The organism is Acidisoma sp. S159, assembly GCF_009766125.1.
Taxonomy (GTDB): domain Bacteria; phylum Pseudomonadota; class Alphaproteobacteria; order Acetobacterales; family Acetobacteraceae; genus Acidisoma.
Genome location: NZ_LMUG01000032.1, coordinates 347,955 through 371,159 on the forward strand (window position 1 = coordinate 347,955; position 23,205 = coordinate 371,159).

The 23,205-nt window shown below is 64.1% G+C and carries 26 protein-coding genes; 17 read left to right on the forward strand and 9 right to left on the reverse strand.

The window, feature by feature from the left end; translation table 11 throughout:
- Nucleotides 1-58 precede the first annotated feature (58 nt).
- The 4 genes from GSQ92_RS09530 to GSQ92_RS09545 all read left to right on the forward strand — a co-directional run bounded on the left by GSQ92_RS09530 (nt 59) and on the right by GSQ92_RS09545 (nt 2,913).
- On the forward strand, nt 59-538 hold the full coding sequence (locus GSQ92_RS09530) for a CinA family protein (protein WP_158803034.1): 480 nt from the start codon (nt 59-61) through the stop codon (nt 536-538).
- Nucleotides 539-589: 51 nt separating this feature from the next.
- Nucleotides 590-1,600: a zinc-binding alcohol dehydrogenase family protein gene (locus tag GSQ92_RS09535; protein ID WP_158803035.1), complete on the forward strand. Its 1,011-nt coding sequence runs from the start codon at nt 590-592 to the stop codon at nt 1,598-1,600.
- A gap of 40 nt (nt 1,601-1,640) precedes the next feature.
- A complete protein-coding gene (locus GSQ92_RS09540; RefSeq protein ID WP_216850053.1) occupies nt 1,641-1,955 on the forward strand; it encodes a helix-turn-helix transcriptional regulator in 315 nt (104 codons plus the stop codon).
- Nucleotides 1,956-2,166: 211 nt separating this feature from the next.
- Nucleotides 2,167-2,913: an SDR family NAD(P)-dependent oxidoreductase gene (locus GSQ92_RS09545; protein ID WP_158803036.1), complete on the forward strand. Its 747-nt coding sequence runs from the start codon at nt 2,167-2,169 to the stop codon at nt 2,911-2,913.
- A 93-nt stretch (nt 2,914-3,006) separates the two neighbouring features.
- Here the strand turns inward: GSQ92_RS09545 and ilvD are convergent, their stop codons facing one another.
- Nucleotides 3,007-4,875 carry a dihydroxy-acid dehydratase gene (gene ilvD, locus GSQ92_RS09550; protein WP_158803037.1) on the reverse strand — a complete coding sequence of 623 codons (1,869 nt, stop codon included), beginning with the start codon at nt 4,873-4,875 and terminating at the stop codon, nt 3,007-3,009.
- 139 nt (nt 4,876-5,014) lie between these two features.
- Nucleotides 5,015-5,245, reverse strand: a complete 231-nt coding sequence (locus GSQ92_RS09555) for a dodecin (RefSeq protein WP_158803038.1) — start codon at nt 5,243-5,245, stop codon at nt 5,015-5,017.
- Nucleotides 5,246-5,542: 297 nt separating this feature from the next.
- On the opposite strand from GSQ92_RS09555, the gene GSQ92_RS09560 reads away from it, so the two are divergent.
- Nucleotides 5,543-5,818: a hypothetical protein gene (locus tag GSQ92_RS09560; RefSeq protein WP_158803039.1), complete on the forward strand. Its 276-nt coding sequence runs from the start codon at nt 5,543-5,545 to the stop codon at nt 5,816-5,818.
- Between the two features lie 120 nt (nt 5,819-5,938).
- Here GSQ92_RS09560 and GSQ92_RS09565 read toward each other — a convergent pair whose 3' ends face one another.
- On the reverse strand, nt 5,939-7,249 hold the full coding sequence (locus GSQ92_RS09565) for a polyhydroxyalkanoate depolymerase (protein WP_371417998.1): 1,311 nt from the start codon (nt 7,247-7,249) through the stop codon (nt 5,939-5,941).
- Nucleotides 7,250-7,328: 79 nt separating this feature from the next.
- Between GSQ92_RS09565 and GSQ92_RS09570 the strand changes: the two genes are divergently transcribed.
- Nucleotides 7,329-7,985, forward strand: a complete 657-nt coding sequence (locus tag GSQ92_RS09570) for a glutathione S-transferase family protein (protein WP_158803040.1) — start codon at nt 7,329-7,331, stop codon at nt 7,983-7,985.
- 97 nt (nt 7,986-8,082) lie between these two features.
- Here the strand turns inward: GSQ92_RS09570 and hrcA are convergent, their stop codons facing one another.
- Nucleotides 8,083-9,159, reverse strand: coding sequence for a heat-inducible transcriptional repressor HrcA (hrcA, locus tag GSQ92_RS09575; RefSeq protein WP_158803153.1), 1,077 nt, complete (start codon nt 9,157-9,159; stop codon nt 8,083-8,085).
- Between the two features lie 112 nt (nt 9,160-9,271).
- Between hrcA and GSQ92_RS09580 the strand changes: the two genes are divergently transcribed.
- Complete coding sequence (locus GSQ92_RS09580; protein WP_158803041.1) at nt 9,272-10,192, forward strand: DMT family transporter; 921 nt, start codon at nt 9,272-9,274, stop codon at nt 10,190-10,192.
- Nucleotides 10,193-10,414: 222 nt separating this feature from the next.
- On the opposite strand, the gene hemW is transcribed toward GSQ92_RS09580, so the two are convergent.
- Together hemW and GSQ92_RS30885 are read right to left on the reverse strand one after the other, a co-directional pair.
- Entirely contained in the window at nt 10,415-11,563 is a 1,149-nt protein-coding gene (gene hemW, locus GSQ92_RS09585; RefSeq protein ID WP_158803042.1) for a radical SAM family heme chaperone HemW, read from the reverse strand.
- A 5-nt stretch (nt 11,564-11,568) separates the two neighbouring features.
- Nucleotides 11,569-12,381, reverse strand: coding sequence for a hypothetical protein (locus GSQ92_RS30885; RefSeq protein WP_158803043.1), 813 nt, complete (start codon nt 12,379-12,381; stop codon nt 11,569-11,571).
- An 82-nt stretch (nt 12,382-12,463) separates the two neighbouring features.
- Here GSQ92_RS30885 and GSQ92_RS09595 point away from each other — a divergent pair, with 82 nt between their 5' ends.
- The 6 genes from GSQ92_RS09595 (at nt 12,464) to GSQ92_RS09620 (ending at nt 15,331) form a co-directional block, all read left to right on the forward strand.
- Nucleotides 12,464-12,940, forward strand: coding sequence for a YbaK/EbsC family protein (locus GSQ92_RS09595; protein WP_158803044.1), 477 nt, complete (start codon nt 12,464-12,466; stop codon nt 12,938-12,940).
- A gap of 7 nt (nt 12,941-12,947) precedes the next feature.
- Nucleotides 12,948-14,003, forward strand: coding sequence for an AI-2E family transporter (locus GSQ92_RS09600; RefSeq protein ID WP_158803045.1), 1,056 nt, complete (start codon nt 12,948-12,950; stop codon nt 14,001-14,003).
- A gap of 91 nt (nt 14,004-14,094) precedes the next feature.
- The gene (locus GSQ92_RS09605) at nt 14,095-14,331 is read left to right on the forward strand and encodes a CopG family ribbon-helix-helix protein (protein ID WP_254065629.1); all 237 of its coding nucleotides are present in this window, start codon (nt 14,095-14,097) and stop codon (nt 14,329-14,331) included.
- Nucleotides 14,328-14,534, forward strand: a complete 207-nt coding sequence (locus tag GSQ92_RS31680; RefSeq protein WP_216850072.1) for a type II toxin-antitoxin system RelE/ParE family toxin — start codon at nt 14,328-14,330, stop codon at nt 14,532-14,534. The genes GSQ92_RS09605 and GSQ92_RS31680 overlap by 4 nt, the downstream gene beginning before the upstream one ends.
- A 156-nt stretch (nt 14,535-14,690) precedes the next feature.
- Entirely contained in the window at nt 14,691-14,975 is a 285-nt protein-coding gene (locus GSQ92_RS09615; RefSeq protein ID WP_158803047.1) for a DUF6516 family protein, read from the forward strand.
- On the forward strand, nt 14,972-15,331 hold the full coding sequence (locus GSQ92_RS09620; protein ID WP_158803048.1) for a transcriptional regulator: 360 nt from the start codon (nt 14,972-14,974) through the stop codon (nt 15,329-15,331). Before GSQ92_RS09615 ends, GSQ92_RS09620 begins: the two co-directional genes overlap by 4 nt.
- A gap of 12 nt (nt 15,332-15,343) precedes the next feature.
- Here the strand turns inward: GSQ92_RS09620 and GSQ92_RS09625 are convergent, their stop codons facing one another.
- Both GSQ92_RS09625 and GSQ92_RS09630 read right to left on the reverse strand, forming a co-directional pair.
- The gene (locus tag GSQ92_RS09625; protein WP_158803049.1) at nt 15,344-16,990 is read right to left on the reverse strand and encodes an NAD(P)/FAD-dependent oxidoreductase; all 1,647 of its coding nucleotides are present in this window, start codon (nt 16,988-16,990) and stop codon (nt 15,344-15,346) included.
- A 5-nt stretch (nt 16,991-16,995) separates the two neighbouring features.
- A complete protein-coding gene (locus GSQ92_RS09630; RefSeq protein WP_159013393.1) occupies nt 16,996-18,066 on the reverse strand; it encodes an aromatic ring-hydroxylating dioxygenase subunit alpha in 1,071 nt (356 codons plus the stop codon).
- A 197-nt stretch (nt 18,067-18,263) separates the two neighbouring features.
- On the opposite strand from GSQ92_RS09630, the gene otnI reads away from it, so the two are divergent.
- The 4 genes from otnI to GSQ92_RS09650 are packed head-to-tail and all read left to right on the forward strand — an operon-like array spanning nt 18,264 to nt 21,569.
- Nucleotides 18,264-19,043 carry a 2-oxo-tetronate isomerase gene (gene otnI, locus GSQ92_RS09635; RefSeq protein ID WP_158803051.1) on the forward strand — a complete coding sequence of 260 codons (780 nt, stop codon included), beginning with the start codon at nt 18,264-18,266 and terminating at the stop codon, nt 19,041-19,043.
- Complete coding sequence (otnK, locus tag GSQ92_RS09640) at nt 19,040-20,323, forward strand: 3-oxo-tetronate kinase (RefSeq protein ID WP_158803052.1); 1,284 nt, start codon at nt 19,040-19,042, stop codon at nt 20,321-20,323. The genes otnI and otnK overlap by 4 nt, the downstream gene beginning before the upstream one ends.
- Nucleotides 20,320-20,949, forward strand: a complete 630-nt coding sequence (otnC, locus tag GSQ92_RS09645) for a 3-oxo-tetronate 4-phosphate decarboxylase (protein WP_159013394.1) — start codon at nt 20,320-20,322, stop codon at nt 20,947-20,949. The genes otnK and otnC overlap by 4 nt, the downstream gene beginning before the upstream one ends.
- Nucleotides 20,950-20,975: 26 nt before the next feature.
- Entirely contained in the window at nt 20,976-21,569 is a 594-nt protein-coding gene (locus tag GSQ92_RS09650; RefSeq protein ID WP_158803054.1) for a hypothetical protein, read from the forward strand.
- A 56-nt stretch (nt 21,570-21,625) separates the two neighbouring features.
- On the opposite strand, the gene ansP is transcribed toward GSQ92_RS09650, so the two are convergent.
- Nucleotides 21,626-23,128 carry an L-asparagine permease gene (gene ansP, locus GSQ92_RS09655; protein ID WP_254065630.1) on the reverse strand — a complete coding sequence of 501 codons (1,503 nt, stop codon included), beginning with the start codon at nt 23,126-23,128 and terminating at the stop codon, nt 21,626-21,628.
- Nucleotides 23,129-23,205 lie beyond the last annotated feature (77 nt).

A 23,205-nucleotide genomic window follows, 5' to 3' on the forward strand; every position in this document is an offset into this window, starting at 1 on the left:
GTTTCTGCCCCGGCGCAAGGCCGCCTAAGATACGGTTTCACCTGATGGGGTTTGGCTCATGGACGAGATCTTCGCGCTCGGCAAAGAAGTCGCGGCGGCGCTCATCGCGCGTGGCGAGACTTTGGCGGTCGCCGAATCCTCGACCGGCGGGCTGATCTCGGGGGCGATTCTGGCGGTCCCGGGCGCGTCGGCCTGCTACCGGGGCGGCGGCGTGATCTACACTGCCGAGGCTCGCTCCGCGCTGCTCGGCCTGCCCGAACGCTCGCCCGACTGGCGGCCATCGACCGAAACGTACGCAGGATTGCTTGCGGAGACGGCTCGGGCGAGGCTCTCGGCCGACTGGGGTCTGGGCGAGAGCGGCGCCGCCGGTCCCACCGGCAACCGCTACGGCGACCCGGCGGGCCATAGCTGCATCGCTTTGGCCGGCCCCACGGCTGTCGCCACGACCCTCCGCACCAGCAGCGACGACCGGCTGGCGAATATGAAGGCTTTCACGGTCGCAAGCCTGCGGCTGCTTCTGAACGCATTGCCGCGATAGCGATGACCCCGCCCATCGCAAGACCCGCTAGACGTCCGAGGAGTTGAAGCCATGAAAGCGCTCGTCTGCGAGGCCCCCGGCCGCCTCGCACTGACTGACCGGCCGGACCCCAGGCCATCGGCGGACGAGGTCCTGCTACACATCCGCCGCATCGGTGTCTGCGGCACGGATTTCCATATCCTCAAAGGGCTGCACCCTTTTCTCGCCTATCCGCGCGTCATGGGCCACGAATTGGCTGGCGAGGTCGTCGCTTCCCCCGCCGGCAGCGGCTTGACGACGGGTCAGCTGGTCTATGTCGTGCCCTATCTCGCTTGCGGCATCTGCCGCGCCTGCCGCCTCGGGCGGCAAAACTGCTGCGTCCGGATAAGCGTGCTCGGCGTGCACCAGGACGGCGGCATGGCCGAATTTCTCGCCGTGCCCGCGCGCAACGTCGTGCCGCTAGACGGCCTCAGCCTCGACGAGGGCGCGATGATCGAGTTCCTGGCGATCGGCGCCCATGGCATCCGGCGCGGCGCGGTGGGCGCGGAGGATCGCGTTCTTGTCGTGGGCGCCGGCCCGATCGGCATCGCCGCGATCCTCGCCGCCAAGGCACGCGGCGCCCATGTCACGGCCATGGATATGCGGCAGGACCGCCTGGATCTGGCACGCAGCGCGCTGGGCGCCGACGAGGTTCTGGTGCCAGGACCCGAGGCCGAGGCGGTTCTCGCAGAGGCAACCCATGGCGAGTTTTTCGATGTCGTCGTGGATGCCACCGGCAATGTCGGCGCGATGCGTCGCGGCCTCGGCTTTCTCGCCCATGCCGGCCGCTACGTGCTGCTGAGCGTGGTGCAGGAGGAGATCGGTTTCGCCGATCCCGAATTCCACAAGCGTGAAACCACCCTTCTCGCGAGCCGCAATGCTCTGCCCGAGGACTTCGCCGAGGTCGTACGATGGATGCGCGCCGGCCAAATCCCGACCGCCGCCTTGCGCACCCATCACGCGCCTCTAGCGGCGGCGGCGGATGCATTCTCGGGCTGGCTGCGGCCGGAAACGGGCGTGATCAAGGCGATGATCGAGGTGTGAGCCCATCTCCGCCGTTGCCAAGCGGCGCCACGATCCCGATATGATTGCGGCGAGGATAGCCATGGCAGATGTCGAACACGCTTCCCTGACGGAAAAGCAATTCGCTTTGATCGCCCGTGCTTTGGCTGAACCCCGGCGCTATCAGATGCTCAAGCAGATCGCCGGTTGTGACGGTTCGATGCCCTGTAGCAGCATGCTTCAGGCCCAGTGCGTCAGCGCCGCGACGATCTCGCATCATATGAAAGAACTTGAGACCGCGGGGCTGATCGAGATTCTCCGCGAAGGCAAATTCGCGAAGCTGGTTCTGCGCCGCGATGTACTCAACGCGTATCTCCGCCAACTTTCCGAAATCTGAACGCTTTGAGGCCCGTCAAGAGCGGGATGTCTTCCAGTTCGAACCGCCCTCAGTCTACCCGTCGGGCTCGGCGAAGCCCTGCCATGACGGATCTCTGGTACGCGGGTCTGACGGGCAGCGGTTCAGCGCTCCCGACTATCGAACTCCAGCCCTTGCAATAGTTCGATGATCATCTAATTGTTGAGTCTTCCAACAGGCTAGGAAGTTCGACATGAGCAAATTGGCAGGCAAGGTCGCCGTCGTGACCGGCGCTTCCAAGGGTATCGGCGCGGCGATCTCGAAGGCCCTCGCGGCCGAGGGCGCCTCCGTCGTTGTCAACTATTCTTCGAGCAAGGAAGGCGCCGACAAGGTCGTCGCCGCCATCACCGGCGCTGGCGGCAAGGCCATCGCCGTTCAGGGCAACGTCTCGAAAGCCGCCGATATCCTGCGGCTTTTCGCGGAGACGAAGAAGGCCTACGGGTCGGTCGACGTGCTGGTGAACAATGCCGGCATCTACCAGTTCGGCGGGATCGGGGACGTGACGGAGGAGGAGTTCCATCGTCAGTTCAACACCAACGTGCTCGGCCTGCTGCTCACCACGCAGGAAGCCGTGAAGCACTTTGGCGAGCAGGGCGGCAGCGTCATTAACATCAGCTCAGCCATCGTGAAACTCACGCCGCCGGGCACGGCGATCTACACCGCGACCAAGGGCGCGGTGGATGCCATCACGCGCGTCCTCTCGAAAGAGCTCGGGCCGCGCAAAATCCGCGTGAACTCCCTCAGCCCCGGTGGCGTGGAAACCGAAGGCACCATCACCGCCGGAGTCATTGGCGGTGATTTCGAGAAGCAGATGGTGGCGCAGACCCCGCTCGGCCGAATCGGCCAGCCGAACGACATCGCGACAGTGGCGGTCTTCCTAGCATCGAGCGATTCGGGCTGGGTGTCCGGCGAGGTTCTAAACGTCGCGGGCGGCATGTAATCGCCGTCGCTTAGCTTAGGCCGTTCAAGGCGGCCGCCACTCGCTCCATCCCCAACCTTCCAGGGGAGGTCAGAGCGGGTGGCGGTGCGCGGGCTAACGCTCCACCTGACTCACATCCCGCACCGCGCCGCGTGACGCGCTGGTCGTCATTGCCGCATAGGCGCGCAGCGCTGGCGATACATGGCGCTCCCGCGATTCCGGTTTCCACGCGCCCGCGCCCTTTGAGACCATCGCCTCCCGGCGATGCGCGAATTCCTCATCCGTCAGAACCGCGTGGATGATGCGGTTGGGAATGTCGATCTCGATGCGGTCGCCGTCCCGGATCAGGCCGATGGCACCACCCTCCGCCGCCTCGGGCGAGACGTGGCCGATCGACAGCCCCGAGGTGCCGCCGGAGAACCGCCCATCCGTTACCAGGGCACAGAGTTTGCCGAGCCCCTTCGATTTTAGATAGCTCGTCGGGTACAGCATCTCCTGCATCCCCGGTCCGCCCTTCGGCCCCTCGTAGCGGATGATGACGACATCGCCCGCCTTGACCTGATTGCCCAGGATGCCGGCCACTGCATCGTCCTGGCTCTCGAAGATGCGCGCCGGCCCCGCGAAGACCAGGTTCGCCGCATCGACCCCGGCGGTCTTCACGATGGCACCGTCGAGCGCGATGTTGCCGTACAGCACCGCGAGACCGCCATCCTTGCTGAAGGCATGCTCCACGTCCCGGATCACGCCTGTCGCGCGGTCGGTGTCCAGATCCTGGAAGCGCTGATCCTGACTGAAGGCGACAATGGTCCGCACGCCGCCCGGCGCCGCGCGATACATCATGCCCGCCGTGCCGTTAGGGTCCGCACCTGCCACGTCCCAACGATCCAGCGCCGCCGCGACGGTCGGCGCATGCACGGTCGGCAGATCGGTATGCAGCAGCCCCGCACGGTTGAGCTCGCCCAGCAGCGCCATGATGCCGCCGGCACGATGCACATCCTCCATATGGACGTTCGCGACCGAGGGCGAGACCTTGCAGAGGTTCGGCACCCGCCGTGACAGCCGGTCGATATCGGCCATGGTGAAGTTCAGCCCCGCCTCGTGCGCCGCCGCGAGAAGATGCAGCACGGTATTAGTCGAGCCGCCCATAGCGATGTCGAGCGACATGGCATTCTCGAAGGCGCCCATGCTGGCGATCGTGCGCGGCAAGGCCGAGGCATCGTCCTGCTCATACCAGCGGCGGGCGAGATCGACGACGGTCCAGCCCGCCTCGACGAAAAGCTCCCGCCGGTCGGCATGGGTCGCGAGCAGGCTGCCATTGCCGGGCAGGCTGAGGCCGAGCGCCTCGGTGAGGCAATTCATCGAATTGGCCGTGAACATGCCGGAACAGGAGCCGCAGGTCGGGCAAGCCGAGCGTTCCTGCTCCGCCGCCTCGGCATCGGAAACCGAGGGATCGGCCGCCGCGACCATCGCCGTGATGAGATCCGCGCGCTTGACCACCGCGGCGCCGCCGGTGCCGTCCGACCGGATCTTGCCAGCCTCCATCGGGCCGCCAGAGACGAAGATGGTGGGGATATTGAGCCGCAGCGCCGCCATCAGCATGCCGGGCGTGATCTTGTCGCAGTTGGAGATGCAGACCAGTGCATCGGCGCAATGCGCCTCAACCATGTACTCGACCGCATCGGCGATCAACTCGCGGGAGGGCAGGCTGTAGAGCATGCCGGCATGACCCATGGCGATGCCGTCATCGACCGCGATGGTGTTGAATTCCTTGGCGACGCCGCCCGCCTTCTGCACCTCGCCGGCCACCAACTGGCCCATGTCCTTGAGATGGACGTGACCGGGGACGAATTGCGTAAAGGAATTGGCGACGGCGATAATCGGCTTGCCGAAATCGCCATCAGTCATCCCAGTCGCCCGCCAGAGCGCGCGAGCGCCCGCCATGTTGCGACCATGGGTAGAGGTGCGTGAGCGATAGGCGGGCATCGGCGGGTCCTCGTGCCTAACAGGGTCCCGGCGCAAGACGCCGGAAACTTCCTAGATACGCCGGGCTCCGCCGATAGGCGAGACTCTGCGCACGCGCGGGGCGAAGATCAGCCCTCCGCTCCCGCGCGCGCGTTTCGGCTCAGGGTTGCAGGTGGACGTGCTCATCCTCGATCGAGAAGCCGATCTTGAGAGTCACCTGGTAGTAGTGGACCTTGCCGTTCTCGACCTGGCCCCGGGTCTCGATGACCTCGAACCAGCGGATATGCCGGATCGTGGCGGAGGCTTTCGTAACGGCGGATTGGATAGCGTCCTCGATGCTCGTCTCGGAAGAGCCGACGACTTCGATGAGGCGATAGACGTGGTCGGTCATGAGGGCACTCCTGGCGCTGGTCCGTTCGCATTTAATTTGGGTGTCGCGAGCAATGCTCAAGCGCCACTGTTAGACACAATCTCCGATCGGGCTTCTGTAGCATAGCTGAATGCGGAGAAAAGCTATTCCGTCAGGTTGGGCCATGTCCTACGACATGTCGCTTTCGATGAGGGTAGCACCTTTGATTCCAAATCAAATCGAAATCTAGCCGAAATGAATCGGCTTGCCGTTTTTCGGATTCGTTTACTGAACCAACCTAGATCTGGTTCTGACTAGCAACCAAGGAAAGTCAGGCCGATGCCCAAGATCGAAAATGTCGACAAAGTACGTATGTTGCGGCTGAAGCCGCAAGACGTGCCGCACGCCCAGATGTTCGGCCTAGCGCTCGAGAATGCTCGTCAACTCGGCCCAAACCTGACACACGAGCAGAGATTTAAGCTGGAGCAGAACAATCGCCGGTTTGCCTATATGGTCGAAATCCCCAACAACGTCATCCGCCCATACAAGCCACGGGGCCCTGTGTCCAGCACTACAGGTCTAATCACGAAAGCCCGTGGGTTTCTCGGAGTCTAATTTCGTCCGAGCGGTTATGCGGCGGGCTACCGCTACTACGGCGGTCCGCCGATTTCCGGGTGAAGCAACCTGTAAACAGCCTACTTCACGCAATTCCTCTCGCGGGACTACGGGCGCCCCTCAGTTCGTCGCCTCGATCATCGCGCGCACCTTGGGGTAAATCTCCCGCGCCCAGTGGCTGCCGCTGAAGACGCCGTAGTGACCGACGCCCGTCTGCAGGTGGTGGCTTTTCATCGTTGCCGGCAGGCCGCTGCACAGATCCAGCGCGGACATCGTCTGGCCGATACCGCAGATATCGTCCCGCTCGCCCTCCACCGTCAGCACGGCGGTGCGGCGGATCGCCCCAGGATCGACGAGCTCTCCCCGGTGGGTGAGACAGCCGCGCGCCAGGTCATGGTCCTGGAACACCCGCTTCACGGTCTCCAAAAAAAACTCCGCCGGAAGATCCATAACGGAGAGATACTCGTCGTAGAAATGCCGATGCATTTCGGCCTTTGGAACGTCGCCGCCCACGATATTGCGACACTGGGTAACTTGAGCCCGTAGATGGCGGTCGAAATTCATCGCGATGAACGACCCGAGCTGCAGGAACCCTGGATAGACATGCCGGTTGGCGCCTTTGAACTTCCAGGGCACCACGCCGATGAGCTTCTCCTCGAACCATTCGATCGGATGCTGCTTGGCGAGGTGATCCACCTTCGTTGGTGACACCCGCGTATCCACGGGTCCCGCCATCAACGTCATGCTGCGTGGCGCCGCGATATTGTCCTGCTGCGCCATCACCGCCACGGCGGCCAGCACCGGCACGGCGGGCTGACACACACCGAGCACATGCGCGCCCGGACCGATCGCTTCCAGGCTGTCGATCACGTGATCCGTATAGTCGTCGAAGCCAAAGGCTCCGGCGGCGAGCGGAACCTCCCGCGCGTTCTTCCAATCGGTGATGAACACATCGTGATCAGCGAGGAGCGTCTGGACCGTATTGCGCAGCAGAGTGGCGAAGTGGCCAGACATCGGTGCCACGACCAATACACGCGGCTGCCGCGGCGCGCCTTCCTTGCGGAAATGGAGCAGCGAGTAGAAGGGCGTTTCCCGCAGAACCTCCTCGGTCACCGTGAAAGCCTGGTTGCCCACCGTCACCGGCCGAAAACCGAAAGCCGGGCGCTCATGCAGGACCTCGGTCCGCCACATCGTTTCGCAGACGGCCGCCGCCTGTCGCCAGCCAAGAGCATAGGGCGAGGCAAGATTCATCTGATGCAACAGCGTATCTGCGAATTTCGCCATCTGGCGCATCGGCGCCATGGCATCCGCCTGCGCCTGGTAGAGCTGATAGATCATTGGCGTGCCGGCAGCCGCCACCACGTCCGAAAACGGCAGACCCGCTACGGGACGCGCCATGTCGTAGAAAATCGACTTGCCAGAATCTTCCATTCTCTGCGCGCGATCGTTTCGCCCCAGACCAGCGTACTGGTAGGGTATCGACGCCTTCCCCCGCGAAAGGGCTTCGCCCATGACAGAGGCCACGCTTCTCATCAGCAGCAAGAACTATTCCTCCTGGTCACTGCGAGGCTGGCTCATCATGCGCCTCTCCGGCCTGCCATTTCACGAGGAAACGGCATCGCCCGACGATCCGGTCGCGCGCGCGGAGCTGCTTCTGCAATCATCGTCCATTCGACTACCGATGCTCATCCACGGCGAGATATCCATATGGGACACGCTCGCGATAGCCGAATACCTCAATGAGCTGAGACCAGATGCGCGCATGCTGCCTGAGGAACCCAAGGCACGCGCGCTGTGCCGCGCTATCAGCGGCGAAATGCATTCGGGCTTTTCGGCTCTGCGCAACTCGCTGCCCATGAATCTCCACGCCCATCGCCCCGGCTTCAAACTCTGGTCCGCGGCGCGCAGCGACATCGATCGAATCCTGGAAATCTGGGAAGAATGCCTCAATGAATGGGGTGGCCCCTTCCTATTCGGAGCACGCCCCTCGGTCGCAGACGCAATGTATGCGCCCGTCGTCACTCGCCTGCAGACCTACGATGTCGCGGTGGGAGGGCGTTCGGCCGGGTATTGCCGCACCATCCTGGCGTGGCCCGAGATGGTCGAATGGGTGGCCGCCGCACAGGAAGAACCTCAGGAAATTACCGAATTGGAGCTCGATTTCTGACGCCGGACCATCAACCTAGTTCCGGAACATGTCAAAGACATGAACGGGCGGAAAGTCTTTCTGTGGGACAATCTGACAGATATGTGACTTCCGGGCATCACCCGAGCAAGCGTCCCACAACCCGGGCGGTGTAATCCACAACCGGTATCACCCGTCCGTAATTGAGACGGGTCGGCCCGATCACCCCGATGGCGCCCACGATCCGGTCCCGCGCGTTGCGGGCCGGCGCCACGATCATCGAGACGCCGGCGCTGCCGAACAAGCCGCTTTCGGCGCCGATGAAGATCCGCACCCCGTCCGAGGTCTCGGCGAGTTCCAGCAGGCGCAGCATCGTCTCCTGCGTCTCAAGGCGCTCAAACAGTGTCTGGATCGAGGCGAGCTTCTCGATCTGATCGACATCGGCGAGCAGCCGCGCCTGACCCCGTACAATGAGGTTGCCGCCCCGCCCCTCTCCGCCCCAGGTAGCAAGCCCGGCCTCGATAATGCTGGCGGCCAGTTCGTTGAGGGTGGTGCGGTCCTGCGCCATCTCATCCCGCACATCCAGCTTGAACTCCGCCAGAGTTCGCCCGGCGAGGCGCGCGTTGAGAAAGTTGCTCGCCTCCTGCAAAGCTGAGGGCGGCACGCCCAGCGGGATGTCGATCACCCGATTCTCGACCTGTCCGTCGGACGAGACCAAGACCACCAGCGCCCGGCCCGAGGCGAGCGGCACGAATTCGATGTGCTTCAGCGCGCCTTCCGCCTTCGGCGCCAGAACGAGCCCGGCGGCCGAGGAGAGGCCCGAGAGCAGCAGCGAGGCTTCCGCCAGCGTGTCCTGCAGGCTGCGGCCATGGCTGAGCAAAGCCACATCGATGGCGTCGCGATCCTCCTCCGCCAGTTCGCCGAATTGCAGCAGCCCGTCCACGAACAGCCGCAGACCGCGATCGGTCGGCAATCGTCCGGCTGAGACGTGCGGCGAGTAAAGTAGGCCTGCCTCGGTCAGATCCGCCATGACGTTGCGGATGGTGGCGGGGGACAGCGAGACTGGGAGGCGTCGTGACAAGGTGCGGCTGCCCATGGGCTCCCCGGTCTCGACATATTGCTCAACGATCTCCCGCAATACCGCCGCCGACCGCGGATCGAGTCCGGGCGGCAAAGGTGGCGAGGTCGGTGGCCAGGCACGGCCGCGGGACTCCATGGTGATAAGAACGATCCTCCAACGACTGATGACGTGCCAAACTACAGGATAGCACGCGACCTCGGGACAAGCCTCCGCCATGATACGACTGCAGCGCAGGTCACGCGCGCTCATGGAACGCTTCGGCCGGCTCCCGCCGGTGCTCGCGCAGCATTCCGGGCTTCTGCTGGTTCTCGGCGCTTACTCCGCCTTTGCGGCTCATGATGCGCTGGTCAAGGCGCTGGTCGCTCATTACGCCTCCGGCGAAATCCTCTTCATGCGCAGCCTGACGGTCGTCGTTCTCTGCCTCTCGCTCGGTGGGCGCGGGGTGATTACCCGCGGGCTCTTCTCTCCGGTGCGCAACAAGCTGCTCGTCCGCTCCTTCCTCACCCTCACGGCTTGGCTGCTTTATTATTCTTCGGCGCGCTATCTCGGCCTCGCCCAGCTGATCACGATCTACTTCGCAAGCCCGCTGATCGTCGCCGTGCTGGCCGGGCCAATGCTCGGCGAGCGGGTCACACTGGTTCGTTGGTTCGCGCTAGGCATCGGCTTTGTCGGTGTTGTGCTGGCGGCGCATCCGCGCGGGTCCAGCCCGCTGCTGCCGGTGCTTTGCGTCGGCGCGGCAGCCATAATCTGGGCCTATACGATGATTCTGATGCGCCAGATCGCGGCGCAGATTCGGGGCTACGACCAGATCTTCTTGATCGGCGTGATCTTCGTGGTGGTCTGCGGCGGCACGCTGCCCTTTGTCTGGCGCACGCCGACACTCCCCGCTTCCGCCCTCATGCTGAGCCTCGGCCTCATCTCGACCACCGCGCAACTGCTGCTCATCGAGGGCGTCAAGCGCGCCCAGGCGAGTGTCGTGGCGCCCATGGAATTCAGCGGACTGCTGTGGAGCTTCGTCTTCGGCTACCTGCTGTTCGGCGACATCCCGGCGGTCGGCGTTTTCCTCGGCGCGGGCCTCATTCTGCTGAGCGGCGGCATGGTGGTGACGAGCGAGATCCGCCAGGCGCGCCGCGACAGAATGGCGCGCGAGGTGTCGCCGCTGGGTTGAGGCTTGGGAACTCCGCGTCACGTCCACTCAGCCTGAAATATTACCGCCGCAAAGTCATGGCCTCCCCCGTCATGGCACGCGGAGGCGTGCCATCCACGCCTTACCCGAACCGGCCGCATGCCCAAGGAAGGCGTGGATGGCATGCCTTCGCATGCCATGACGCTCGGAACATTGGGCGCGACTCGCCCATGCGCAGCCGTCGCGGGTCACACACATCCAAACCTACCTCAACAACGCCGCCAGCAGCGGATCCAGCCGCAGCCGTCCCTCTAAGGTCGCTCGTAACCGATCGCCCGACCAGACCAGGTACCCCTCCCCGATCGCCGTCTCGAGAATCTCGGGATCGACCGCCTCTTCCAGTGTCCGCCCAGTCCGCGCCGCGAAGGCGCTCGCCGGCACGCCTTCCGTCAGGCGCAGCCCCATGAGCAGCATCTCCCGCCCGCGATCCTCGGTGCCGACCGTAAGCTCCTCGCCGGAGCCATGCCCCTGCGCCTCGACCCGAGCCGCCCAGATCTCCGGCGCCCGATGCCGCCGCGTCGCGACAAGCCGGTCGCCCAGCATGATCCGGCCATGCGCGCCGGGGCCGATGCCCACGTAATCGCCATAGCGCCAGTAAGCGAGGTTGTGCCGGCTTTCAGAACCCGGTCGCGCGTAATTCGACACCTCGTAAGGCAGCAGCCCGAATCGGGCCGCCTCCTCGCCGGTCGCGTTGTAGAGCGCCGCCGCGAGGTCCCCCTCGGGCAGAATGATTTCCCCGCGCCGGTGCCGCGCCTCGAAGCCGGTGCCAGGCTCGATCGTCAGTTGGTACAGAGAGAGGTGATCCGCCGCGAGGTCCAGCGCCTGGCGCAGCTCGGTACGCCAGGCCGCCTCGGTCTGGTCCGGCCTCGCATAGATAAGATCGAAGGAGATACGCGGGAAAAGCCGCCTCCCGATTTCCAGCGCCGCCACCGCCTGGGTCGCCGAATGCTCCCGCCCCAGCATCCGCAGCGCTGCCTCATCCAGGCTCTGCACACCAATCGAGACGCGGTTGACGCCAGCCCCCCGGAAACCCGCGAAACGCCCTGCCTCGATGCTGGTCGGATTGGCCTCCAGCGTAATCTCCAGATCCGCCACCGGCACGAATAGCTCCAGCGCGCGGGCGATCAGCGCGGCGACCGTCTCCGGTTCCATGAGGCTCGGCGTGCCGCCGCCGAAAAAGATGGAGCGCAGCGGGCGCGGGCCGAGGCGTTCGGCCTCCCATTCCAGTTCACGCACCAGGGCCGCGCGGAACCGTGCCTGCGGAATGACATCCCGCACATGGCTGTTGAAGTCGCAGTATGGGCATTTCGCGAGGCAGAAGGGCCAGTGGATATAGAGGGCGAGCGGTTCCAACGTGGCTATAACCGCTCGACCATTGCGCGCATCTGCGCCTCGGTCGGCTGCCGCCCGCGAGACCAGGTCACACCCTCCCGCACCACCCGCGCGGGCGTGCCGACGGCGGCGACCCGCGCCGGAATGTCCTGCGCCACGACCGCTCCTAAGCCGATGATGCTGCCGGCACCGATTGTCACGCCTCGCGAGATGCGGACCCCCTGTCCCAGCCAGACATGGGCGCCGAGCACGAGGTCCCTTGCCGGGTTGATCAAGGCGAGGCTCGCGATATCGAAGATTCCGTGCGAGTCGGAATTCCGGCACCACACATCCCAGGAGACCATGCTGTCGTCCCCGGCCATCACGCAGCAGGGACCTGACGCATCTTCCTCCACCAGCCACTGGCTGCCGACTGACGTGAAACCGGGCGCGAAATAGGCCGCGCAGCCCGCATTGATGGTCAATGCGATGCGCGAGCCGTGCATGGTGCCGCAGCCGCCGAAACCCGCCAGGCCGCCGGGCCCCCAGAAGTTAACCTCGCCGGCCAGCGGGCCACCCATACCGATGATGACGGTGCAGTCGTCATGACCCCGAAAGCCGATCCCAAGCTCCAGCCCCGTCAACCGCGCATCGACAATGACGACGCACCCCACCCCGGCCGAACCGTTCACGGTTACGCCGCGTTCCAGTAGCCGCCCCCGCGTCGCCTCTTCGACGGGCAGGACCAACGGATCGCCAAGGCGAGGCGGCTCGTAGCCGCGCTCCCCAACTTTCGGCACACGCGCGAAGCCCGGATGCCGCTGAAGGCGCTCGATCGCCGGTGCCGCAAGATCGGTCATGACAGGCTCACAAAAACTCCACGGATCGACAGTGGCTTAGTTCATGCCATCTATAGGTGAGATGAACCACGGCGGAGCGAGAATGGCCGACGAGAGCCCGGCGGAGGTGGAGCAAGTGCGCGACGCGTTGCGCGCGGCTGGCCACCCCGACACCATCAAGACGTTCGACCAAAGCACCCACACGGCCGCCGAGGCCGCGGCCGCCATCGGCTGCAGCCCGAGGCAGATCGCGAAATCCATCGTCTTCCGCATCGGCGATACCCCGGTGCTTGTCATCGCCTCGGGACCCAACCGTATCAGCCTGCCCCGAATCTCGAAGGAACTGGGCCAAGGCGTGAGCCGCGCAGATCCTGACTTCGTGCGCGAGAAAACCGGCTTCGCGCCGGGCGGCGTGCCACCCATCGCCCATGCCACGGCACCCGTCACCCTGTTGGATGAAGATCTGCTCGCCTTCGACACAATCTGGGCAGCGGCGGGCAGCCCCGCCCATGTCTTCCAAACCACCGCCGCCGAACTTATGCGGCTTTCCGCCGCACGCAGCGCCACCGTGAAGGATTAGCCACAACGTGCTCGGCTCCACCAAGATCGCCGCCGCCGACCTTTCGATCCGCAACACGCTGGTCTGGGGCATCGGTCTCATTCTCGCCGGCATCGTGCTCTGGCTGCTCCATGGCGAGTTGCTGCTGGTGCTGCTCGCCACCCTGCTCGCCGTCTCCCTGCGCGGCGCGGCCGAGCGGGTAGCGCGCCATTCCCCGCTCTCGACGCATTGGGCCCTCGCGATCATCAGCCTGCTGATCCTGCTGCTCATCGTCGGCTTCTGCGTTTGGGTCGGACCGCAGCTGCTCCAGCAGGGTCAGGACCTTGTGAAGCACCTCATCCAGGAGGGCACCGACCTCAAGAACCGCTACGGCCAGACCAGCTGGGGCCGCATGATCATGCAAAAGGCCTCCTCGGGCGCGCCGGACCCGAAGTCGCTCGCCGCTCCCGCGGCGGCCGCCGCCGGGGCCTCGATCGAGGGCGTGGCCTCCTTCCTCGTGCTGATCGTGACGATGCTCTATTTCTCGGCCAATCCCGACCTCTACACCAAAGGTCTGGTCAAGCTGGTGCCTGAGCCGCGCCGTGTCCGCATCCGCGAGGTGATGGGCAAAGTCGCCCATGCCTGGCGCTGGTGGTTCATGGGCCAGCTCGTGGACATGCTGGTGGTCGGCGTCCTGACCACCATCGGCCTGATGCTGGTCGGCATGCCTCTCGCTTTGGCTTTGGGCGTGCTGGCGGGTCTGCTGACCTTCGTGCCCTATTTCGGCGCCATCCTGGCGGCGATCCCGGCACTTGCCATAGCCCTCGGCTCCGGCTGGCACATGGTGCTGATGACGCTGCTTGTCTTCGGCGTCTGTCATCTCGTCGAGGGCTATGTCGTCTCGCCCCTGGTGCAGGACCGAATGGTGAAGCTGCCGCCCGCTTTGCTGATCCTGTCGATGACCTTCATGGGCACCGTCTTCGGCCCGATGGGCATCATCATGGCGAGCCCCCTGGCCGCCGCCGCCCTGGTGCTGGTGTCGGAGCTTTACGTGGTGGATGTGCTCGGTGACGAGAGCGGCCGGGACGTCACAACACGGAAATAATCGGCTTGCGGCAATCACACCCAATCATGATGATTGGGTGTGATTAGTGGAGTGTCCTCATGGAGACGAGAGTCCTGACGACCCTCGTCCGTTGCCGCTCGCGGAGAAGGTCGATCTGCTCGCGGCCCGGCTGGAGCGTTCGCGCGGCTGGATCGTCAAGCAGGCCCTGACCGCCTGGATCGAGCAGGACGAAGAGCGGCGGCGGCTAACGCTGGAAGCGATGGCCGAGGTCGATGCAGGGCAGGTTATAGACCACCAGGCCGTGCAAGCCTGGGCCGATAGCCTCGGCAGCGATGCGCCGCTTCCGGCCCCTACCGTTACGCCCTGAATCTACGGTGGACGGGCCGCGCCTTATCCGACCTGTCACGCCTCCATGACTTCCTAGCCTCGGTCAATGCCAAGGCCGCCGGGGAGATCGTGCGTTCACTGACCGCCGCGCCGTTATGGCTAACCAAACACCCGCATCTTGGCGAAAAGCTCGACGAGTTCAGCCCATATCACATCCGCCGGATCTTCGTCGGCCACTACTAGATTCGCTACGAGGTCTGCGACGGGACAATCTTCGTCCTGCGACTAAGGCACACACGTGAGGACAGGTAGACGTCCTCAGACCATCACGACACGGAAATAAACGCAGCACGGCGTTGGAGCGATTGACATCACCCGCGTGTTGGAGTAATTTCCAACATGAAAGCTCGGCTCCTGCTTCATGAGCGCCTCCAGCTCCGGGTCGATGCCTTTGTGGAGTTGCGGGTTTGGCAGGTGCCGCGACCGGTAGCCGGATCAGCGCATAGCTACAAACATGCCTTGGCCTATGTCGTCGCTAAGCTCTGTGTGTTCCGCTACGACAATGAAGCCGTGAAAGGCGACCATCGCCATATCGGCGGTCTTGAGGCGCCCTACGACTTCAGGACGCCCGATGAACTTCTCGGGGATTTTTGGCAGGATGTGGACCGATGGAGACCCGAATGAACAACGTGACACTTTCGGTCGCTACGCGCGAGGATGTCGGCCCCCGCGCCCGCGCCGCTTTCAAGGGCGAGCATCAAGGCGCTTACATTTCTTTCGGCTCCTTTGAGTTGCTTGTGCAGACGCTCACCGTGAAGCGTTGGGAGATCCTGCAAGCGCTGACTGGGCAGAGCGAAATGTCGATCCGCGAGGTCGCGCGCCGCGTCAGGCGAGACGTCAAAGCCGTTCACGGAGATGTAACGGCGCTTATCCAGGCCGGAGTGATCGACCGCACCGATGGCGGTGTGGTCTTCCCCTATGACTCAGTGCATGTCGATTTCACGCTGACCAAGACGACCAAGCCGCGGCAAGCGGCTTGATCCCTCCGGGCGCTAAACCTTCCGCCCCCGGATGTCTCGCAGGATCTCGCGCGCCGCATTGTGCCCGGGAATACCCGACACGCCACCACCCGGATGGGTCGAGGCGCCGCAGAGGTAAAGACCCTTCACCGGCGTGCGATAATCGGCATAGCCGGAAACCGGGCGCTGGAAGAAAAGCTGGTCGGCTGAAAGCTCGCCATGGAAGATATGGCCCTGCGGCACGCCGATCATCGCCTCTAGATCGGGCGGCACCAATGTCTGCGCCGCGATGACGTCATTTGAGAAGCCCGGCGCGTAGTTGTCGATCGTCTTCAGCACGATCGACTTGAACTTCTCCTTCTCGACGCCCCAGTCACCGTTCTTGAGCTTATAGGGCGCGTGGCCACCGAAAACATTCACCACATGCTTGCCCGGCGGCGACAGCGTGTCATCAACGATGGTCGGCGTGCAAAGCGTCATGAAGGGCTCGGACGAATACCAGCCGTGCTTCGCATCATCATAGGCGCGTTCGAGATAATCGATATCCGGCGCGATGTGGCAGTATGTTGGGTAGGGGAAATTGCCCAATGAACCGTCGGCCCGAGCCTTCTCCAGGATGCGATATTGCGGCGGCCGCTCGCAGGCGATGTTCATCTTGAAGGCAGTGGAGAAAGTCCGGTAGCCGCGCACCTCTCGCAGCACCTCCGGCGGCACGTGTTTCTCGTCCAGCATGTCGAGATAGACCGCCTTGGCATTGGCGCCCGAAGCCACGACGCGGGCGCGGAAAACATCGCCCTTCGTCGTCACCACTTCGCTCGCGCGGCCATTGGTCACGCGAATTTCGGCGACCGCGGTCTCAGTGAAGATCTCGACGCCCATCTCCCGCCCGGCCGCGGCGAGCGCCTGGGTGATCGAACCCATGCCGCCCTTGATGAAGCCCCAGCCGCCGGCGCCCTCATGCTCTCCCATGATGTGATGCATGATGACATACGCGGTCCCTGGACTCTTCGGCCCCGCGAAGGTTCCGATCGAGGCGTAATAGGCGAGGCATGCCATCACGCGGTCGTCGTCGAACCATTCCTTGAGATAGTCATAGGCGCTCATCGTGAGGAGATCGACGAGGCGATACATCTTCTTGCCGATGCGGCGGTACTTCCACAGCAGACCAGCGCCTTCGCGGAAATTCTTCCAATTCGCCTTGGACGGATCGATCGGCGTTTCCCACAAGAGGGACTGCACGACCTTGGTCGCCTCCTTCAGATAGGCGTCGAAAGCCGGATAGATCTCGGCATCGTGCAGCGAAAACTTGGCGAAGCTTGCCTGGGTTTTCGCCATATCCTCGGAAAACAGGATGTAGTCGTCATAGGACACCGACGAGATCATGTCCGAGCAGGGCAATACCGTCAGCCCATGCCGCTTGAGGTCGAAGTCCTTAATGATGCGAGGATGCAGCAGACTCATCAGATACGAGAAGATCGAGGCGCGAAAACCGGGCGCGATCTCCTCCGTCACCGCCGCACCGCCGATCACGTGGCGGCGCTCCAACACCGCGACCTTCAATCCCTTGCGGGCAAGATAATTGGCGCAGACAAGACCGTTATGGCCGCTGCCGATGATGACGGCATCATAGGTCTTGGCGGCCGTCTGCGCGGCCTGGCCGGGGGCGATAGCGTCAAGCATCCGGATCAGCCTTCCAGGCCGGGCATGGCGGCGCGCACCATATTCTGGAAGGCGCCGACCGCGCGCTCCTGCTTCGGCGAAAGAATGCCGCGATCATAGACGCCGATTTCCAAGTTGCGCTGCACGGTCACGTTCATATCCATATCCTCGGCGACGATTTGCGCCGACCATTCAGCCGAGCGCCGGTTCTCCTCAGCCTTCTCCGGGCTAAGGTCGGAGAACAAATACCAATTGATGTGACGCAGCCGCCCCGCACCCAGTGGCTCCACGGTCGCGATCGAGCTGCCCCATTGGTAGAAGTTCAGCATCAGGAATGGGAACCGATAGAAATACAGACCATCCGTGAAGCCGCCATCACGCTTGGGGCCATACAGATGGAAAAACCCATCCTCCGGATAAGAATCGATCGTGTATTTCGAGATGTCGAGCGATTCGCAAAGGCCCGGATGCATATTCGGGCAGTGGTAGCATTCCAGATAGTTCTCGCCGTAGACTTTCCAGTCGATCGCGACCTCCTGGTTCTTCTCCATGAAGAAGCGCTGGTCCTGCAGCGGATATTGCGCCGCCATCGGCACGATGGGACCGAGCCATTCCACGAGCGTCGGACCCGCTGTCGCGATCCGCACGAAGACAAGGCCGCGCCACTCGTCAGCGGAAATCGGAAAGAGCGACCACTGCGCAGGATCGATCGCGCCTTTCTCGGCACCGAAGCCCGGCGAGCGGTTGAGGCAGCCATTCAGCTCATAGGTCCAGCTATGATAGGGACAGCGGATCATGCCGCCGGAAAACGCGCCTTCCGGATTCTGTGCCAGCGCCGCAGCGCGATGACGGCACACGTTGTGGAAACCCTTCAGCGTGCCGTCCTTCTGGCGGACGACGACGACCGGATAACCGACGATGGTGAGCGCGAGATAGTCGCCGGGCTTCGCGAGCTGGTCGCTGCGGCCATACAGCAGCCATTCCTTGGTGAAGATCGCCTGCCGCTCGCGCTCGAACTGCGCGGGATCGCGATAGAGCGACGCGGGCAGCGTCGGCACGGGGTTCGCGACATTCGGCCGCTCCAGGATCATCGACATCGGGCTGTCCCCCTGCTTTTCGGGCGCATGACACCCGACACGCGACCATTAACAGATGCTGAACGATCGCTCAACACTGAGCCTGCACTGAATAATATCATGGCGCGTTGCGCCGCTTCGCGAATTCGCCCAGCACCTTCATGACTCGTCATTTTTGATCTAGCCTCCCGACAAACAGCGTCAGGAAACGCGCGCCAATGCCCCGCTTCGCGGCCAATCTCAGTATGATGTTCACGGAGCATCCCTTCCTCGACCGCTTCGCCGCGGCCTCGGAGGCCGGCTTCACGGCGGTGGAATTCCTTTTTCCCTACGATCACACGCCGGAAGCCGTGGGAGACGCCCTTCGCCGTAACGGCCTGACCCAGGCCCTGTTCAACCTGCCGCCCGGCGACTTCGCGCTCGGCGAACGCGGCCTCGCGGCACTCCCTGCCCGTGCGGACGAGTTGGCCGCCGGCGTGGACACCGCATTGCGCTACACCGCGGCGACGGGCTGCAAGACGCTCCACCTCATGGCCGGGAACGCCTCGCGCGAAAACACCTCAGCGGTGGCGGCCTATCGGGCAGGCGTCCGGATGGTGGCGGAACGTCTCGCGCCGAAGGGCATCACGCTGGTGATCGAGCCGATCAATGGCCGCGACATGCCCGCCTATTTCCTCAACGACTTCGCCTGGGCTGCCGCGCTCATCACGGAACTCAAGTTGCCGAACCTGAAGCTGCAATTCGACATCTACCACCGCCAGATCATGCATGGCGACGTGACGAAAGCGCTGGAAGCCATGATGCCCCTGATCGCCCATGTGCAGATCGCCGGCGTTCCCGATCGGCACGAGCCGGATAGCGGCGAGCTAGACGCAGCCTATGTCTTCGCCGCTCTGGACCGGCTCGGCTATGACGGTTTCGTCGGCTGCGAATACCGCCCGGCGGGAGACACCGTAGCCGGCCTCGGCTGGTTCGCGCCGTGGAGGGGTCGCGCGTGACCCTCGTCCTCGGCTGCATCGCCGACGACTATACCGGTGCCTCCGACCTTGCGAATACGCTGACGCGCCAAGGTCTGCGCACCATCCAGACCATCGGCCTTCCCGCCCCCGGCCTCGACCTGCCGGAGGTCGATGCGATGGTGATTGCCTTCAAAAGCCGTTCGATCCCGGCGGAGGAAGCCATCGCTTTGTCGCGCTTGGCCGACCGCTGGTTGCGCACCGCCGGGGCGAGCCATGTGCTGTTCAAGATCTGCTCGACCTTCGATTCGACCGATGCCGGCAATATCGGACCGGTAACGGATGCGCTACGGGCGGATTGCGGCGCGTCGATCGTCGCCGTCACGCCCGCTTTCCCCGGCACCAACCGGACCGTGTTCCAGGGCAACCTCTATGTCGGCTCCGTCCCGCTGAACGAGAGTCCGCTGAAGGACCACCCGCTCAACCCGATGCGCGACGCCAATCTCGTCCGCGTCCTCGCGCGCCAGAGCAGCAGCACTGTCGGCCTCGTGCCGATCGCCACCGTCGAAGCGGGAGTCGAGGCTTTGCGGGAAGCGCTCGCGGCCTTGGCCGCCGAGGGCTATGGCGACGCCATCATCGACGCCATCTTCGATCGCCATCTGGAGACCATCGGCGAGGCTGTGCTCGACAACCCGCTTTCGACCGGCGCCTCAGGTCTCGGCCTCGGTCTCGCCCGCGCCCTGGTGGCTCGGGGCCGGGTGACGGCAGCGTCGGCAAGCGGCGATCAACGCGCGGCGCCACCTGGTCATGCCGCCATCATCGCCGGCAGTTGCTCCCGCGCCACGCTGGAGCAGATCGCCGTCGCCGAACACGCGATGCCGGTGCGCCACCTCTCGCCCGAGCGCCTGGTGACTGAGGGCGCGACCGAGGCAGTGGAAGCGCTCGCCTGGGCCAAGTCGCGCCTTGCACTTGGCCCGGTGCTGATCGCGAGCAGTGCCATGCCAGAGGATGTGACAGCGCTGCAAGCCAAGCATGGCGGCGCCGCTGCCGGACATGCCATCGAGCAGGCGCTGGCGACCATCGCCGAGGGCCTGGTCCATGCCGGTGTCGGGCGGCTGGTGGTCGCAGGGGGCGAGACCTCCGGCGCCGTGGTCGACCGGCTCGGGCTGGCCGCGTTCCTGCTCGGTCCCGAGATCGCACCCGGCGTGCCGGTGCTGCGGACCATTGGCGACAGGGACCTCGTGCTCGCCCTGAAGTCCGGCAATTTCGGCGGACCCGATTTCTTCGCCCGCGCCCTCACCGCCATGGAGCAGCCGCTGTGAGCCATGCCGCGGCGCGCGAGGCCATCTGCCGCCTCGGCCACAGCCTCTATGCGCGGGGCCTGACCTTTGGCAGTTCGGGCAATATCAGCGTCGCGGTGCCGGATGGCTGGCTGATGACACCAACCAATGTGACGCTGGGGGACCTCGACCCCGCCCGCCTCTCTCATATCGCCACTGACGGAAGCCTCATCGCCGGCGAGCCGCCGACCAAGGAGGCCTTTCTGCATCGCGTGATGTATGAGGGTCGGCCCGATGCTGGCGCCGTGGTGCATCTGCATTCGACGCATTCCGTCGCGGTCTCCGTGCTCGCCGACATCGATCCGGAGGACGTGCTGCCGCCGATCACCGCCTATTACGTGATGCGCGTCGGCCGCCTGCCGCTGGTGCCTTATTTCCCGCCCGGCGACACCGCGCTGGCCGAGGCGGTGCGGCCATTGGTAGGCAAGCATCATGCGGTGCTGCTGGCCAATCACGGGCCGGTGGTGGCGGGCACTTCCCTCTCGGCGGCAGCGGCGGCGATCGAGGAGTTGGAGGAGACCGCGAAGCTTCATTTAATGTTAGAAGGACACCGGATTCGCCCGCTCACCCCTGAGCAGGTGGCAGTGCTGCGACATCGTTTCGGCTGAATATTAAATAAAAGAGGATTCCATCCATGAAATTCGCCCGCGTTCCTTGGGTGCTCGGCGCCCTTTTGCTTGCGGCGCCGATGCTGCCCCGACATGCACTGGCTCAGGCCTCGGCCATGGGCGGCGCCGGCAGCAGCCAGACCGTGACGATCCGCGCCTTGGTGGTGATGGCCAATCCAACGTCGCATTTGCTCGAAGTGCGGGACGCCTCGGGCGCACCGCTGTTCGTGACCTATGACCCGACGATTTCCGGAGCTGAGCGGCTGAAGCAGGGCGATGTCATCGTGCTGCATTACCATCAGGCCGTATCCTTCGTACTGTCCGGCCGCGGCACGCCGCTGCCGCCCGATTCGCTGACCACCAAGTCGAAAACCTCAGCGCCAGGCGCGGCAGATCCGACGATCGCCGCGCATGCGCGGCTGGTGGTGACGGGCCTCGTCGTTGGTGTCGACCCTTCGGCGAATACGATCTCGCTGGCACCGCCGGACGGCGGCCGTGTCGAGGTGCTGCCGGTAACCGACCCACAGATGCAGGCGCGCCTCCCCAACGTAAAAGTGGGCGACACGCTAACGGCGATCTTTACGCGCGGCGCGGCGGTGGGGATCGAACGAGGGCAGTAATGTTTACGGCGGAATGCGCCGCAACGCGCATTCCGCCGTATCGAGGTGTGACCAAATTACTTGGGATCTGAGTCGTCGTCCTCGACAGCGCGGGTCAGCAGGAAGGAAGGAATGGTTGGGCTGATGAGCGCGCTGCGCTTGAGGTAGAACCAGCCGATCGCGAGCGCCGCCGCCACGAAGGGGATGGCAACGATCGTGAAGGTACCATCGGGATAGTCGAAGCCCATCAGAACCAGCACACCGAACAGGAAGGCGAGGGTGAGCCACGATGTCAGTGGCGCGAAGGGCATGCGGAAATCCACCCCTTGCAGTTCGCCACGATTCACGGCGCGGCGAAACATCATCTGGCAGATGATGATGAAGCCCCAGGTGCTTACGATACCGAGCGAGGCGATGTTCAGCACGATCTCAAACACGCTGGACGGCACTATATAGTTCAGCACGACACCGATGAGATAGATCGCGACTGTCACAAGGATGCCGCCATAGGGCACCTTATGCACGTTCATCTTCGCGACGAAGGGCGGCGCGGAACCGCCCATGGCCAGCGAGCGCAAGACGCGGCCTGTGGAATACAATCCCGAATTCAGGCTGGAGAGCGCCGCCGTAAGCACGACCACGTTCATTACGGAGCCAATACCCGGCACGCCGAGCGCACCGAAGAAGGTGACGAAGGGGCTCACGCCCGCCTTGTATGCGGTCCAAGGCAGCAGCAGCACCAGCAACACCACGGAGCCGACATAGAAAAGGGCGATGCGCCACATCACGCTGTTGATGGCGCGCGGCAAGACCCGGCGCGCATCCTGCGCCTCGCCTGCCGCCGTGCCGATCAGCTCCACGCCCGCATAGGCAAAGACGACGCCTTGCACGATGATGATGGCGGGCAGCAGACCATGCGGGAAAATGCCGCCATGATCGGCGATCAGATGCAGTCCCGTGGTGTGGCCGGCGATGTGATGGCCGCTGATCAGGAAAACCACGCCGATAATCAGGAACAGCACCAGCGCCGTCACCTTCACCAGCGAGAACCAGAACTCCATCTCCCCGAACCAGCTCACGGCGATCATATTCATGACCGTGACGAGCGCAAGCGCCGCCAGGGCAAAGAGCCATTGCGGCACATCCGAGAAGGTGCCCCAATATTTCATGTAAAGCGCGACGGCGGTGATATCGACAATGCCGGTCATCGCCCAGTTCAAGTAATAGAGCCAACCGGCGACGAAGGATCCGCGTTCGCCTAGAAATTCCCGTGCATAGGATACGAAACTACCTGACGTCGGGCGATGCATCACAAGCTCGCCGAGAGCGCGCAGGATGAGGAACGAGAAAACACCGCAGACCAGATACACCAGCGCCAGTGCAGGTCCGGCGCTCTGAAGCCGCCCGCCGGCGCCGAGGAATAGACCGGTGCCGATCGCGCCGCCGATCGCGATCATGGTGACCTGACGGGGTTTGAGGCCTTTGTCGTAGCCATGTTCGTGCGAGTCGAGCCAGGCGCGCTTCGCATGGGCGCGAGCGGCATGATGCTCGGAGAGCGCCGGTCTGGTCTGATCGCTCACAATCGCCACTCCTTGCTGAAATGTTTCGATAATCCAGCAAATCGTGTGCCAAGCGGCAAAGGTTCTCGTTTTGGGAT

Excerpts from the sequence above, each read along its gene's own strand:
- GSQ92_RS09560 (WP_158803039.1), top strand. The coding sequence starts at position 5,543 with ATGCCCAAGATCGAAAATGTCGACAAAGTACGTATGTTGCGGCTGAAG.
- GSQ92_RS09570 (WP_158803040.1), top strand. The coding sequence starts at position 7,329 with ATGACAGAGGCCACGCTTCTCATCAGCAGCAAGAACTATTCCTCCTGG.
- GSQ92_RS09530 (WP_158803034.1), top strand. The coding sequence starts at position 59 with ATGGACGAGATCTTCGCGCTCGGCAAAGAAGTCGCGGCGGCGCTCATC.
- GSQ92_RS09615 (WP_158803047.1), top strand. The coding sequence starts at position 14,691 with ATGAAAGCTCGGCTCCTGCTTCATGAGCGCCTCCAGCTCCGGGTCGAT.
- GSQ92_RS09580 (WP_158803041.1), top strand. The coding sequence starts at position 9,272 with ATGGAACGCTTCGGCCGGCTCCCGCCGGTGCTCGCGCAGCATTCCGGG.
- ilvD (WP_158803037.1), bottom strand. The coding sequence starts at position 4,875 with ATGCCCGCCTATCGCTCACGCACCTCTACCCATGGTCGCAACATGGCG.
- GSQ92_RS09555 (WP_158803038.1), bottom strand. The coding sequence starts at position 5,245 with ATGACCGACCACGTCTATCGCCTCATCGAAGTCGTCGGCTCTTCCGAG.
- GSQ92_RS09545 (WP_158803036.1), top strand. The coding sequence starts at position 2,167 with ATGAGCAAATTGGCAGGCAAGGTCGCCGTCGTGACCGGCGCTTCCAAG.
- GSQ92_RS09625 (WP_158803049.1), bottom strand. The coding sequence starts at position 16,990 with ATGCTTGACGCTATCGCCCCCGGCCAGGCCGCGCAGACGGCCGCCAAG.
- GSQ92_RS09595 (WP_158803044.1), top strand. The coding sequence starts at position 12,464 with ATGGCCGACGAGAGCCCGGCGGAGGTGGAGCAAGTGCGCGACGCGTTG.
- hrcA (WP_158803153.1), bottom strand. The coding sequence starts at position 9,159 with ATGGAGTCCCGCGGCCGTGCCTGGCCACCGACCTCGCCACCTTTGCCG.
- otnI (WP_158803051.1), top strand. The coding sequence starts at position 18,264 with ATGCCCCGCTTCGCGGCCAATCTCAGTATGATGTTCACGGAGCATCCC.
- GSQ92_RS09650 (WP_158803054.1), top strand. The coding sequence starts at position 20,976 with ATGAAATTCGCCCGCGTTCCTTGGGTGCTCGGCGCCCTTTTGCTTGCG.
- GSQ92_RS09540 (WP_216850053.1), top strand. The coding sequence starts at position 1,641 with ATGATTGCGGCGAGGATAGCCATGGCAGATGTCGAACACGCTTCCCTG.
- GSQ92_RS30885 (WP_158803043.1), bottom strand. The coding sequence starts at position 12,381 with ATGACCGATCTTGCGGCACCGGCGATCGAGCGCCTTCAGCGGCATCCG.
- GSQ92_RS09565 (WP_371417998.1), bottom strand. The coding sequence starts at position 7,249 with ATGGAAGATTCTGGCAAGTCGATTTTCTACGACATGGCGCGTCCCGTA.
- GSQ92_RS09630 (WP_159013393.1), bottom strand. The coding sequence starts at position 18,066 with ATGTCGATGATCCTGGAGCGGCCGAATGTCGCGAACCCCGTGCCGACG.
- GSQ92_RS09535 (WP_158803035.1), top strand. The coding sequence starts at position 590 with ATGAAAGCGCTCGTCTGCGAGGCCCCCGGCCGCCTCGCACTGACTGAC.
- GSQ92_RS09620 (WP_158803048.1), top strand. The coding sequence starts at position 14,972 with ATGAACAACGTGACACTTTCGGTCGCTACGCGCGAGGATGTCGGCCCC.